Source organism: Dyella sp., assembly GCF_036746095.1.
In the GTDB taxonomy this organism is placed as follows: Bacteria; Pseudomonadota; Gammaproteobacteria; order Xanthomonadales; family Rhodanobacteraceae; genus Dyella_B.
Genome location: NZ_DAIOEU010000035.1, coordinates 1 through 11,425, shown reverse-complemented (window position 1 = coordinate 11,425; position 11,425 = coordinate 1). Strand labels below are relative to the sequence as shown.

The 11,425-nt window shown below is 60.9% G+C and carries 14 protein-coding genes; 4 read left to right on the top strand and 10 right to left on the bottom strand.

Translation table 11 applies throughout. The features are described 5' to 3' along the window. Positions 1-79: 79 nt before the first annotated feature. The 6 genes from V7M64_RS14320 to V7M64_RS14295 all read right to left on the bottom strand — a co-directional run bounded on the left by V7M64_RS14320 (position 80) and on the right by V7M64_RS14295 (position 4,182). The gene (locus tag V7M64_RS14320; protein WP_333679961.1) at positions 80-1,015 is read right to left on the bottom strand and encodes an alpha/beta hydrolase; all 936 of its coding nucleotides are present in this window, start codon (positions 1,013-1,015) and stop codon (positions 80-82) included. 450 nt (positions 1,016-1,465) lie between these two features. Continuing rightward, on the bottom strand, positions 1,466-2,845 hold the full coding sequence (gene dbpA, locus V7M64_RS14315; protein ID WP_333679960.1) for an ATP-dependent RNA helicase DbpA: 1,380 nt from the start codon (positions 2,843-2,845) through the stop codon (positions 1,466-1,468). A gap of 63 nt (positions 2,846-2,908) precedes the next feature. Continuing rightward, positions 2,909-3,403 carry a YaiI/YqxD family protein gene (locus V7M64_RS14310; RefSeq protein WP_333679959.1) on the bottom strand — a complete coding sequence of 165 codons (495 nt, stop codon included), beginning with the start codon at positions 3,401-3,403 and terminating at the stop codon, positions 2,909-2,911. Continuing rightward, positions 3,400-3,549 (bottom strand): hypothetical protein, encoded by a 150-nt coding sequence (locus V7M64_RS14305; protein WP_333679957.1) that lies wholly within the window; start codon positions 3,547-3,549, stop codon positions 3,400-3,402. Before V7M64_RS14305 ends, V7M64_RS14310 begins: the two co-directional genes overlap by 4 nt. A gap of 71 nt (positions 3,550-3,620) precedes the next feature. Next, positions 3,621-3,845, bottom strand: coding sequence for a hypothetical protein (locus tag V7M64_RS14300; protein WP_333679956.1), 225 nt, complete (start codon positions 3,843-3,845; stop codon positions 3,621-3,623). A 13-nt stretch (positions 3,846-3,858) separates the two neighbouring features. Next, on the bottom strand, positions 3,859-4,182 hold the full coding sequence (locus V7M64_RS14295; RefSeq protein ID WP_333679955.1) for a YkgJ family cysteine cluster protein: 324 nt from the start codon (positions 4,180-4,182) through the stop codon (positions 3,859-3,861). Positions 4,183-4,447: 265 nt separating this feature from the next. On the opposite strand from V7M64_RS14295, the gene V7M64_RS14290 reads away from it, so the two are divergent. Next, positions 4,448-4,621, top strand: a complete 174-nt coding sequence (locus V7M64_RS14290; RefSeq protein ID WP_333679954.1) for a hypothetical protein — start codon at positions 4,448-4,450, stop codon at positions 4,619-4,621. A 37-nt stretch (positions 4,622-4,658) separates the two neighbouring features. On the opposite strand, the gene V7M64_RS14285 is transcribed toward V7M64_RS14290, so the two are convergent. The 3 genes from V7M64_RS14285 to V7M64_RS14275 all read right to left on the bottom strand — a co-directional run bounded on the left by V7M64_RS14285 (position 4,659) and on the right by V7M64_RS14275 (position 6,986). Continuing rightward, positions 4,659-5,192, bottom strand: coding sequence for a dihydrofolate reductase family protein (locus tag V7M64_RS14285; protein WP_333679952.1), 534 nt, complete (start codon positions 5,190-5,192; stop codon positions 4,659-4,661). Positions 5,193-5,571: 379 nt separating this feature from the next. Beyond that, complete coding sequence (locus V7M64_RS14280) at positions 5,572-6,255, bottom strand: NADPH-dependent F420 reductase (protein ID WP_333679996.1); 684 nt, start codon at positions 6,253-6,255, stop codon at positions 5,572-5,574. Then, positions 6,252-6,986, bottom strand: coding sequence for an SDR family oxidoreductase (locus V7M64_RS14275; protein ID WP_333679950.1), 735 nt, complete (start codon positions 6,984-6,986; stop codon positions 6,252-6,254). The genes V7M64_RS14280 and V7M64_RS14275 overlap by 4 nt, the downstream gene beginning before the upstream one ends. A gap of 141 nt (positions 6,987-7,127) precedes the next feature. Here V7M64_RS14275 and V7M64_RS14270 point away from each other — a divergent pair, with 141 nt between their 5' ends. Beyond that, positions 7,128-7,748: a TetR family transcriptional regulator gene (locus tag V7M64_RS14270; protein WP_333679948.1), complete on the top strand. Its 621-nt coding sequence runs from the start codon at positions 7,128-7,130 to the stop codon at positions 7,746-7,748. 400 nt (positions 7,749-8,148) lie between these two features. On the opposite strand, the gene V7M64_RS14265 is transcribed toward V7M64_RS14270, so the two are convergent. Then, entirely contained in the window at positions 8,149-9,081 is a 933-nt protein-coding gene (locus tag V7M64_RS14265; protein WP_333679947.1) for a LysR family transcriptional regulator, read from the bottom strand. 83 nt (positions 9,082-9,164) lie between these two features. Here V7M64_RS14265 and V7M64_RS14260 point away from each other — a divergent pair, with 83 nt between their 5' ends. Together V7M64_RS14260 and V7M64_RS14255 are read left to right on the top strand one after the other, a co-directional pair. Next, positions 9,165-10,175: a zinc-binding alcohol dehydrogenase family protein gene (locus V7M64_RS14260; protein WP_333679946.1), complete on the top strand. Its 1,011-nt coding sequence runs from the start codon at positions 9,165-9,167 to the stop codon at positions 10,173-10,175. A gap of 79 nt (positions 10,176-10,254) precedes the next feature. Further along, positions 10,255-10,698: a heme-binding protein gene (locus tag V7M64_RS14255; protein ID WP_333679945.1), complete on the top strand. Its 444-nt coding sequence runs from the start codon at positions 10,255-10,257 to the stop codon at positions 10,696-10,698. Positions 10,699-11,425: the final 727 nt, after the last annotated feature.

Genomic DNA, 11,425 nt, shown 5'->3' with positions numbered 1-11,425 from the left:
GGAACGCTGCACGTACTCCGCGAAACGTGGCCGATACGTCGATAGCGCGCTCACGGTTTGAGCGCGCCAGCACGCAAAACTACAAGCGCTGCCTAGCCATGAAAGCCAGGATCAGCGCAGCGATCTCGTCCACTTTTTCGTCCCACGGAAAATGGCCGGCATCCAGTTGGTGGATCTCGGCATTCGGCAGGTCGCGTCTGTACGCATCCCCTCCGGCGGCGATAAACGATGGATCGTTTTTGCCCCAGACCACCAGCGTCGGTGGCTGGTGCTGCCGCAGCCATGCTTGCCACGCCGGATAGGCGGCCACGTTGGTACGGTAGTCGTAAAGCAGGTCGCCCTGGATCTCGCGTTGTCCCGGGCGCGACAGATGCGCATATTCGTCCGTCCAGCTATCCGGGTTGTAGTGTTCCGGATGCGTGGTCCCCAGCGTGTGGCGCTTTTCGGTGGCATCGAACGAAATGAAGGCATCCAGCACTTCCGGATGCGCTTTGGGATCGGCCCAGTACTGCGCGATCGCGCTCCACTTTTTACCGAGCCCTTCCTGGTACGCGTTGGCGTTGGAGATGATCAGAGCCTGCACGCGCTGCGGATGCGCCAGCATGATTCGAAAGCCGACCGGGCCGCCGTAATCATGCATATACAGCGTGTAGCGATTCACGCCGAGTTGCTCCAGCAAATCGTTGGTCGTCTTTGCCAGATGATCGAACGTATACGTGTATGTGGATGGAGCAGGCGTATCGCTTTGGCCGAAGCTGGGGTAGTCCGGCGCGATCAGATGAAAGCGCGTGGCGAGCAGCGGAATGAGGGCATCAAATTGCCGCGAGGACGATGGAAAGCCGTGCAACAGCACGATGGTCGGCGCGTCCTTGGGGCCGGCTTCGCGGTAGAAAATGCCAACGCCATCGACGCGGGTGCGGTGATAGGTGGTGGTGGCGGAGGTCGAAGCCAGCGCGGTTGCTTGTGCCGAGGTTCCCAGCACCATGCTCGCTGCCAAGAAGGAAAGCATTTTCATCATCTGCATTCTCCGGCGTCATCGGCAGTGTGTTCTTTGACTGGCTAACGATTTGGCTTCCATGGTGTTGGCTGGAGCGGATATTTCAAGGTTCGCCACAATCTTTGCTCGTTATTCCCGCGAAGGCTGGAATCCAGCGCCTTTGGCATTTTGACATCTACGCCAAATCCCCCGGTCCGTCATTCCAGCGAAAGCTCACTGCTGTCCAGCACGTATTTTGCGCTGCTTCGCAGGCAATCCACACGGCCGTCATTCCCGCGAAAGCGGGAATCCATTTTGCTCTGATGCGCGCTTAAAACGGATTCCCGCTTTCGCGGGAATAACAGCATTGAGCTTATGACATTTTTGAATTCCAGCACGCAGGCTGGAATGAAATCGCAGTATCAGCAGCCAAAAGCAGGCGGGATTTCCATCCCAGCCTAGCCTTCGGTCGATGGCGTGGAGCAAGCACTAACCCAGCGCACGCACCCGCAAGTTGCGCCCTTTGATCTTCCCGGCACGCAAACGCTCCAACGCCTTGTTCGCCAGCATCCGCTTCACCGCCACGTAGGCGCGAGTGGCGAAAACATCGATCTTGCCGACATCATCCGCGCTCAATCCCGCGCTGCCGGTCAACGCGCCAAGAATGTCGCCGGGGCGTAGCTTGTCCTGGCGGCCGGCATCGATCACCAGCGTTTTCATCGGCGCCAGGTTCAATGTCTTGCCGTGTGTGGACGAAAACTTCAATGGATGCCATGGCAACGGCTTGCCGAGCACCTGTTCGATGTTCTGTGCCTTGGGTTGCTCGCGCGGCGTGCATAGCGTTATCGCCAAGCCGGTTTGCCCGGCACGGCCGGTGCGGCCGATACGATGGGTGTGCGTATCAGGATCATGGGCAACGTCGTAGCTGACCACCAGCGGCAGCGCAGTGATGTCGAGCCCGCGCGCGGCCACGTCGGTGGCAACCAGCACGGCGCAGCTGCGGTTGGCAAATTGCACCAGCACTTCGTCACGATCGCGCTGTTCCATATCGCCATGCAGCGCCAGCGCGGAAAAGCCACGGCTGTCCAGTTCGCTCGCCACGTTGTCAACCTCGCGCCGCATATTGCAGAACACTAATGCGTGCTGGCCGCGTTCGCCCGTAAGCAGCGTCGCCAGCGCGTCGAGTTTGCGGGCGGGTTCAACGTCGATGAAACGTTGTTCGATCGCAGGTTGCGCATCGTGCGGCGCCTCGACGATGACCTCGACCGGATTGTGCTGCATGCGCCGGCTTGCTTCGCGGATGCCATCCGGATAGGTGGCCGAAAAAAGCAGCGTCTGATGATGCTTGGCGATACGGCCCACGATGTCGTCGATGGCATCGCTGAAGCCCATGTCCAGCATGCGGTCGGCTTCGTCCAGCACCAGCACCTTGATGCCGCCGCCATGCAGGCTTCCGCGCTTCAAATGCTCCTGCACGCGGCCGGGTGTGCCGACCACGATGTGCGGATCGTGCGTGAGCGAAGCCAGTTGCGGCCCCAGCGGCATGCCGCCGCACAAGGTCAGCAGCTTGACGTTGGGAATATTGGCCGCGAGTTTCCGGATGGCCTTGCTGACCTGATCGGCCAGTTCACGCGTGGGACACAGCACCAGCGCTTGCAGGCGGATGGTTTCCACCTGCAGGGCCTGCAGCAAACCCAGGCCGAAAGCAGCGGTTTTGCCGCTGCCGGTCTGTGCCTGGGCGATGACGTCGCGTCCTTCCAGCATGGCAGGAAGGCTTTGCGCCTGGATGGGCGTCATCTCGCTGTAGCCGAGTGTTTCGACACTGGCGAGCAAGGCGGGTTTGAGCGGGAGTTTGCTGAAGGCGGTCATGCAGCATGATCGCATAGTCTTCAGATTGAGCGATGGCACCGGCGTGTTCCATCAGCCCGAAGATCATTCGCCGGACACGATGTTTTTCGGCGCGTGCTGGGCCAGCCAGCGGTCAAGTTGATTGGCGAAGGCCTGTCGATCGCGTGCGTGAAAAGCCGATGGGCCACCGGTTTGAACACCAGCACCGCGCAATTCTTCACTGAAATTACGCATCGACAGGCGTTCGGCCATGTTGTCAGGCGTGTAGCGCTCGCCGCGTGGATTGATCGCCACGCCGCCTTTCTCGACGACGCGCGCGGCAAGGGGAATGTCCTGTGTGACGACCAGGTCGCGCGGCTGCATGCGCTCGACAATTTCATTGTCGGCTTCGTCCAGGCCACCGCTAACCACCAGCGCGCGAATGTAGCGCGATGGCGGCCGCGACAAGCTGTGGTTGGCAATCAAGGTGACGTGGATCCTGGCCCGTTCGGCCGCGCGGAAAAGAATGGCCTTGATCACGCTCGGGCACGCATCGCCATCCACCCATATCTGCGGCGCGGCGGGCCCGGAAGCATTCATACGTAGCCGTCGGGCGGTCCGGGCTTGGTATCGCCGGGGCTAGTGCTATCGCGCGCCGCTTTCTTCTTGGCCTGCTTCGCGTCTTGTTGTTTCTTCTTCGCCAACTCACGCTGACGCTTTTCAAAGGAATAGTTTGTCTTTGCCAAGTGATTTATCTCGCTTCAATCAGATGTTGCTGATGAGCTGCGCGCAATGCAGCTCTCCATGCATGGGGTGCTTACTTCTTGCCGGAAGAGGACTCCGCCTCTTTCGCAGCGCTGCTAGCTTCGGCGGATGCCTTGGCGTCTTGGGGCTTATGGTGGAACGGCGTATTGCCCAGCACTTCAATATGGCCGCCGGCTTTGTTGAAAGCGGCAATGTCTGCCGCGATGCGCTCGCTGGTCAGCGTCTTGGGCGAGCTCGAACCGGTGTAAGGCGTGCTGGGTTGGCGATAGTTGGACATGGTGGGGTTCCTCTCATTTGGGAATGATCGTTGTGTTGCCAATGTCTTGTTTGCCGTACTCCGAGCGAATGGCCTTGCAGTACGGGCCGCCCATCACGAATCGCCGGCATACGGCGGGGCGGTTTTCATAAATGCTGCAATTCATGTGCGTGCGATCCATCGCGACGCACCAGCCGTCTTCAGCATGGGCCATCACACGGTGGCCTTGCGGAAGCTGGCTGGTGAAATGAGCGGGAATGTCGTCCCCGGCTTCCAGCACCACCACCAGGCGGCAGCATACGGCATCGCAAATTGAGCAATGCGCCTTGCCTTTGGCATGCCTGCTTGGCGGAGTCATGGTTGCGATTGAAACGGCATGGATGCTCGCGAAGGGCGCCACTCCCGCAAGGGAGAATGCTTAACGCGTGAGATGAGGAAGCGAAGCGGGCAACCACGAAAGTCGCGCGGGACGCGGGAAGAGGCAGGCGGCTTGCAAAGACCCATGATACATCACAGATGGTGTACCGGCAGGGCTGGGCTGATATACGAAAGCAAACAGGCAGCGCGGCTGGCCGTTTCGGAGTATGTTCGACAGTTCAAGCCGTCCTTTTCCAGGTGCTCGTATGAACAACTCACCCAAGCCTTTGTCGGTAGCGGCCATTCACTCGGTTTATTCCGGCAAGAAAATTACTTCGGTGGTCGAGCAGGCTAAAGAATTCAAGTCCACCAACAACTTCGCGCGCGATGCACAGCATTCAGGTCAGGCGCCCGAAAAAAACAACGTGCAAAAGAAGTGATGGCTTTCGTGCCGGTCCGGTGGCGCGCGTCACGCCATCAAGCAGGCACGTACGTCAATCGAACCACGTCCTCGACGATGATATCGCTGGACACAAGCCGGAGCCGCGGCCGCGGGCCAGCGAAGAACGGCTTGCCGCGACCCACCACGATGGGATGGAGGTAGAGTCGGTACTCGTCGATCAGGTCAAGATCGCCCAGGCTTCGCGCCAGATCCGCTCCGGCGACTTCGATCTCCCCGGTAAGCTCGGCCTTCAGTTTTCGCACCGACGCTTGGACGTCATCGGCAACCAGGGTGGCGTTCGGACCGACTGATGCCAGCGTGCGCGACACGACCCATTTGGGTTTGCCCCGCCATGTCGCTGCATAGTCGCGTTCTTCCGCATCCCAATCGGGATGGTCTTGGTCCCAATAACGCATGACCTCGTACATATGGCGGCCGTACACCATGCCGGCCAGGTCGCGTACGCGCTCTGTGAAGTGACGAAAGAGTGCGGGATCAGGCGGCCCGAAATGCTGGTGCTCGATATAGCCATCCAGCGATACGTTCAATTCGAATACGAACCTGGCCATGCAAAGCCTCCATATGGGAGTCTTCTGAACAGTGGTGTGCGTTGCGTTGGAATCGCGCCATTCGCCATGACGACGAATGACGAAATCCGAACTCGACATGTGAATGCAGCGGCACTCGACATGGGCGCGGCGTCGGGCGGTTCCGGGCCAACGCAGTGGGGTGCTGTGGTCGCCGCACGGTTTCGAGCCAGCGCTGGCCGGCGCAGCTGTTGCGCATCACGGCGATCGACGGCGCTTACCGGCGCAACGAGAACACCGATTTGGCAACCGGCTACGCAGGCGTGCTGGTGCTGTCACCTTTGAGCGGCAAGCAGGATAAAAACCAATAGTCCGTATCCTGTCGTTAGCCGAGGCGGCTCCTGTCGCTGCTACTGCGCAGTCACTGTGCCTTCTTGAACAGGTCCTGGAAGATCAGGGGCGCCCATGCCCCGTTCCGCCCCTGCACGAGCAGGCCGCCTTCCGCGATCTTGCCGAGATTCACCGGCGCATAACCGAGCTGCTCGACCAGGGCAGCGACCGTTGCCGTCGCGCTTTCATCGTCGCTGGACAGGAACACGACTCGTCGCCCGCCGTTGATGGCCGGGTCTTCCGCGAGAACGCGGGCAGGCAGATGGTTAAACGCCTTGACCAATTGCGCGCCGGGCAGCGCTTGGGCGACGACCGACGAGGAGGGCACGCCATCCAAATCGTCGAGCGTGTTCGTCACGTCGATGACGATCTTGCCCTTCCAGCTCGCCCGTGCCTTCGCCACTTCCCGATGCTGCCAGTACGGCACAGCCAGCAGCACGATGTCGGCCTCGAGCGCATCCTTCAAGGTCTTGGGAACGATCGTCGAACCGATCGCGTTTGCCTGCGGCGCAAGTGTTTCAGGCGAATGCCGGCTTGCCACCGCCACGTCGATGCCCTTGCGGGCGAACATGCGGGCCAGCGCCTGGCCAACCGCGCCGAAACCTACGATTGCGTAATTCATGTTGGCGTTCCGATTCCTGTTGAGATGGGTTGCCCCGAACGATCCAGGTGTGACCGGCGTCTTCCCGGAGTGCGCTTTTAGGCGCGACCTCAGATGGCCGAGAAACCGCCGTCGACAGACAACTCCACGCCATTGACGAAGCTCGAATCGTCGGAAGCAAGAAACACCGCGACCGTGGCAATTTCCTCGGGACGTCCCATCTTTCCCCGCGGGATCAAGGATTCGAACATCTGCTTCGCCTCCTCGGTGAGAACCTGGTCCTGCATCGGCGTGGCGATCGGCCCCGGGCTCAGCACATTCACCCGGATGTTTCTGCCTTTCAGCTCGTTGAGCCAGGTGCGTGCGAATGAGCGCAACGCCGCCTTGCTCGCCGCATACACGCCGTAACCAGGAAAACCCTTCACTGAAGCAACCGACCCGGTCATGAAGATCGATCCGCCATCGTTGAACAGCGGCAACGCCTTCTGAACCGTAAACATCGTGCCACGCGTATTCAGGCCGAACGTCGCATCGAAATGCTGCTCGGTAATCTCGCCCAGCGGGACGGCCTCGCCCGTGCCGGCGCTTGCGAACAGGATGTCGATCCGGCCTTTTTCACGTTTGACGGTTTCAAACAGGCGGTCGAGGTCGTCGAGGTTGGCCGCGTCGCCGCGCACGCCAGTCACATTCCGGCCAATGAGCTTCACGGCCTCATCGAGCGCCGCTTGCCTCCGGCCCGTAATGAAAACGTACGCCCCTTCTTCAACGAACCGCTTGGCGCTTGCCAACGCCATGCCGCTCGATCCGCCCGTAATCACTGCCACCTTACCTTCAAGCTTTCCCATGATTTTTCGCCTTTCGTCGTGTCGGAACAGCGCCCTTGTTTCCATTTATACCGGTGCGCTGTATCTTGTGGATCGCTGATCCATATAATCGGATCAGTGGTCCAAATATATGGAGCACTGATCCATTTGTCAAGGCAAACCATGCGAGCCGATGCCAGAAAAAATTACAGTCACCTGCTTGCCGTAGCGCGCGAGGTCGTCACCGAGCACGGTGTCGACGCGTCCATGCGGGATATCGCTCGCCGGGCCGACGTCGGCCTGGCCACACTGCTTCGTCATTTCCCGACGAGAGAAGCGTTGTTCGAAGCGCTGATGTGTTCGAACCTGGACGCGCTGACGCAGCAGGCGGACGAACTCGAAACGTCGAAGTCACCGGATGAAGCGCTCGTATCCTGGTTCCGGGAAGGAGTGGCATTCGTGCAAAGCTACCGCGGCGTTGTCGACTTGATGGCGAGCGCGCACGCGGACCCGAACTCCGCGCTTTACACCTCATGCGCCGCGGTGCACGCCGTGGGCGCGCGATTGCTGCTGCGTGCCCAGGCCGAAGGAACCGCGCGTGCCGACATGGATGGGGAGGATCTGTTCGCCATGATGTCGGCGCTCGGTTGGCTCGCCGGCCAACCCTCCTTCGCATCGCGGGCCGACCACCTCTTCCACGTTATCGCGAGCGCCATCCTGACGAAACCGCTGAGTAACAGTGTCAAGAAGGCATCAGGTAAATCAGGCCGGCGACCGGGTGTTCGAGCACGGTCCGGTAAGTGAGATGGCAGCGCTTAGCAATCATCGTCTGGCGCGGCATTACCAAACAGCGAAAGCCTCATGATTTCGCATATGCATGTTGATGCATGAAAGAAGCTGGCGACGATGTGTTGCATTTGCAGCCATGCACGCATGACGATCCACTGCGACTTTCAATTCATCTTTGAATCTGCACCGCCACCTTTTCAATCTTTGTTTTTACATGTACTTCCACACGTTCGGGGCTTAGGCAGGACTTTGCATCCTATAGGCTGGACGCCCAGTGGAGTTTGTCGACAACGCTGCCTGTGCCGATTTCTGGTCTCCGAAAAAAGCAGGAGTCTAGAAACGACATTCTGGCTTTTACAAAGCCAGTGGCCCGAAATATCTCGCAAACATGCAGCGTCAGTAACTTCTGTTGTCTTCAGCGCCCCGCGTTTGAAAGGCGCATTTCAGCAAAGCGCCCAGCGATGAAGTCCACGAGTGCGCGAATGCGACTGGGAACGAAGCGCCCGCTAGGTAAGAGTGCATGCAACGGATACGGATCTGTCTCCCATTCGGTCAGCAGCCGCACCAGATTGCCGCTTTGCAGATCGCGCCGTTGTTCGATCTCCGTCATGAAGATGATTCCGGCCCCCGAAACCGCCCATTCGCGTGCCAGCGAGGCGTCATCCACGACCCGGTCGCCACTGACCCTTACCGTGGCCCATTGGCCGTTCTGGCCGAAGCGCCAGGAACTGAACGTGCGCCCGCCGCGCATGAAAGAGATGCAGTTGTGGTCCACCAAATCGGTTGGTGTACGCGGCGTACCGTGTCGGCTCAAATAGTTGGGAGAAGCGCTGAGGACAGGATGCGCAAGCGAAAGTGGACGAGCCACGAGGCGGGAGTCGCTCAACTCGCCGTACCGGATAGCCAGGTCCACCTCGTCTCGTAGCACGTCGAGCACGCGGTCGCCGACATTGAGCGCCAGCTTCACGCCGGGGTGAAGCTGCAGGAACTCGTCAAACATTGGCATCAGCACGGTTCGAGCAAGGTCCGACGGTGCAGAGACACGCACGGTGCCCACCAGTGCGCCGCGTTCGGCATCGAGCTGGGATTCCCCCTCTGCAAGCAGTTCGAACGCGCGCTGGGCGTACTCCAGAAGGATTTGACCCGGCGGCGTAAGCCGCATTGCACGTGTGGAGCGTTCAAAGAGCCGCGTACCCAACTGCGTCTCGAGCCGCTTGAGCGTCGCGCTGGCCGCCGCTGGCGTGATGCCGAGCGCCCGAGCCGCTGCCGTCAATGATCCTCCGCCGACCGTGTGCAGCAGCACCTGGAGGTCGGCGATATTTTCAATTCTGGTTTGAAAGTGAAACATCGAAAGGCCACCTTATCAAGCGCCGCAATATTACCTACATTGCCTTCCCTCGACATCACTTCAACGCTGGAAGGAAAGGTGCCATGAAAGCTGTTGGCTATCGCAAGAATCTGCCGATCAACGCGCCCAAGGCGCTTGAGGACGTGGAGCTGCCCGTGCCGGTGCCTGGGCCGCGTGACCTGCTGGTGCGCGTGCACGCGGTCTCGGTCAATCCGGTCGACACCAAGGTCCGCGCCAGCAGTGCGCCGGCCGCGGGCGGGGTCAAGGTGCTCGGCTGGGATACCGTGGGCGTGGTCGAGGCCGTTGGTGCGCAGGCCACTGGCTTTGCGGTCGGCGACCGCGTCTGGTACGCCGGCTCGATCAAGCGCCCGGGAGCCAACAGCGAGCTGCATTCAGTGGATGCGCGCATCGTCTCCAAGGCGCCCAAGTCGCTTTCGGATGCGCAAGCCGCGGCGCTGCCGCTGACGGCCATTACCGCATGGGAGCTGCTGTTCGATCGGCTGCGCATCGCCCAAGGCGGTGGCGAAGGCCAGACGTTGATGGTCGTGGGCGGCGCTGGCGGCGTGGGCTCGATCCTGATTCAGCTGGCCCGGCAGCTGACCAAGCTGCGCGTGATCGCCACGGCGTCGCGAGCAGAGTCGCGGGAATGGTGCCTGGAGCTGGGCGCGCACGCGGTCATCGATCACTCCAAGCCGCTGTCGCAGGCGCTGCGCTCGGCCGGCATCGAGCAAGTCGACTATGTGGCCTCGCTCACGCAGACCGGCACGCACTACCAAGAGATCATCCAAAGCCTGAAGCCGCAGGGCGCGCTGGCCGTCATCGACGACATGGAAGGGCTGGATCCGATCGCGCTCAAGAGCAAATCGCTCTCGCTGCACTGGGAGTTGATGTTCACGCGCTCGATGTTCGAGACGCCTGACATGCAAGAGCAGGGCGTGCTGCTGCGGCGCGTGGCCGAGCTGGTCGACTCCGGCCGCGTCAAGACGACCGCCAACGCCGTCTTTGGCCGCATCAACGCGGAAAACCTGGCCCGCGCGCATGCGCTGATCGAAAGCGGCAAGGCCGTGGGCAAGATCGTGCTCGAAGGCTTCTGATCTGCAGTCCGACGAGCACCCAAACGCACCATTTCGATTGTTGCACTCCTCCGTCAACTTCATCTCAAGGAAATTCGCCATGTCTCAAAGCAACGCCACCCAAGTTCAAACCAAGGCTTCCATCACCCGCGACAGCTCGCTGGCCCTGGCCATCGCTGCGCGCGACGCGGCCACCAAGATCGGTCTGAACCTGGCCATTGCGGTCACCGACGACGGCGGCCACCTGATCGCCTTCGAGCGCGCCGATGCCACGCCGTTCCTGGCCGCCGAAGTGGCGATCAACAAGGCTTGGACTGCCGCGTCCTTCGGTCTGGACACGATGACCTGGAACCAGGTTGTCGCTCAGCCGGCCACGGCCCCGCTGGCCAACCATCCGCGCGTCATGGCTGTGGGTGGCGGCGTTCCCATCGTGGTGGGCGGTCGTGTGGTCGGTGGCATTGGCATCTCCGGCGGCAATGCCCAGCAAGACCACGACGTGGCTGTTGCTGCGCTAAGGGCCGTAGGCTTTGAGGTCGCCAAGTGAACGCGGCCATCTCTCGGCGCGACACCGGCGTCGTGTTGGCCGCGGCACGGGCGGCCTCGACGATAGGCAAGGAGGTCGCTGCTGCCGATATCGCTGCTACTGCGGTTGACCTCTACGCGCGGATGACTGCACGGGATCTGGCTGGCGTCCTTCGCTACATCCCTGCTGCCGGATTCACCGAGATCGGCCCGTCGGCACCTTCGGTTCACATCCTGAAGCCTGCGGCATTTGAGGCGCTGTTCAATTCGGATGCGGTGATCAAGCTCCGCGCCGAAGACGTGAACGTGCAACGCCTCGGTAGCACTGCAGTCGTAACGGGCGTACGTGTTAGCTCGTGGGCCCGAAGGACAAGCCGTCTACTGAGCTTCGGGCGCCGTTCACGATGGTTTGGACCAGCGACAACGGTAGCTGGCGGCTGCGACACATCCATCTGTCTTAACTGAGACAGTGGGGTGATATGGCAAAACATCTGGACAACGTCGAGCTAATCTCGTCATCGAGCAATCTCAGGTGTAGTCGACAATGCCGCAAAGATTCAGAGCGACGAATCGACCCCCGAAGGCGTCGCGGGCGTGGCGGGGATAAGCGCGCAGTGAGTGCGCCTAGCCTCCGCCACGCTGACCTAGTGTGCACGCGAAAACTCTATACGCGGTCCGCCGGAACTCCTGGCGCCCTCCGTGGCAGGCTCGCCGCCGCGAGGCTGGGGCCATCACTGCGTGTGCCAGTC

Excerpts from the sequence above, each read along its gene's own strand:
- V7M64_RS14300 (WP_333679956.1), bottom strand. The coding sequence starts at position 3,845 with ATGTCCAACTATCGCCAACCCAGCACGCCTTACACCGGTTCGAGCTCG.
- dbpA (WP_333679960.1), bottom strand. The coding sequence starts at position 2,845 with ATGACCGCCTTCAGCAAACTCCCGCTCAAACCCGCCTTGCTCGCCAGT.
- V7M64_RS14295 (WP_333679955.1), bottom strand. The coding sequence starts at position 4,182 with ATGACTCCGCCAAGCAGGCATGCCAAAGGCAAGGCGCATTGCTCAATT.
- V7M64_RS14285 (WP_333679952.1), bottom strand. The coding sequence starts at position 5,192 with ATGGCCAGGTTCGTATTCGAATTGAACGTATCGCTGGATGGCTATATC.
- V7M64_RS14275 (WP_333679950.1), bottom strand. The coding sequence starts at position 6,986 with ATGGGAAAGCTTGAAGGTAAGGTGGCAGTGATTACGGGCGGATCGAGC.
- V7M64_RS14310 (WP_333679959.1), bottom strand. The coding sequence starts at position 3,403 with ATGAATGCTTCCGGGCCCGCCGCGCCGCAGATATGGGTGGATGGCGAT.
- V7M64_RS14320 (WP_333679961.1), bottom strand. The coding sequence starts at position 1,015 with ATGAAAATGCTTTCCTTCTTGGCAGCGAGCATGGTGCTGGGAACCTCG.
- V7M64_RS14260 (WP_333679946.1), top strand. The coding sequence starts at position 9,165 with ATGAAAGCTGTTGGCTATCGCAAGAATCTGCCGATCAACGCGCCCAAG.
- V7M64_RS14270 (WP_333679948.1), top strand. The coding sequence starts at position 7,128 with ATGCGAGCCGATGCCAGAAAAAATTACAGTCACCTGCTTGCCGTAGCG.
- V7M64_RS14265 (WP_333679947.1), bottom strand. The coding sequence starts at position 9,081 with ATGTTTCACTTTCAAACCAGAATTGAAAATATCGCCGACCTCCAGGTG.
- V7M64_RS14290 (WP_333679954.1), top strand. The coding sequence starts at position 4,448 with ATGAACAACTCACCCAAGCCTTTGTCGGTAGCGGCCATTCACTCGGTT.
- V7M64_RS14255 (WP_333679945.1), top strand. The coding sequence starts at position 10,255 with ATGTCTCAAAGCAACGCCACCCAAGTTCAAACCAAGGCTTCCATCACC.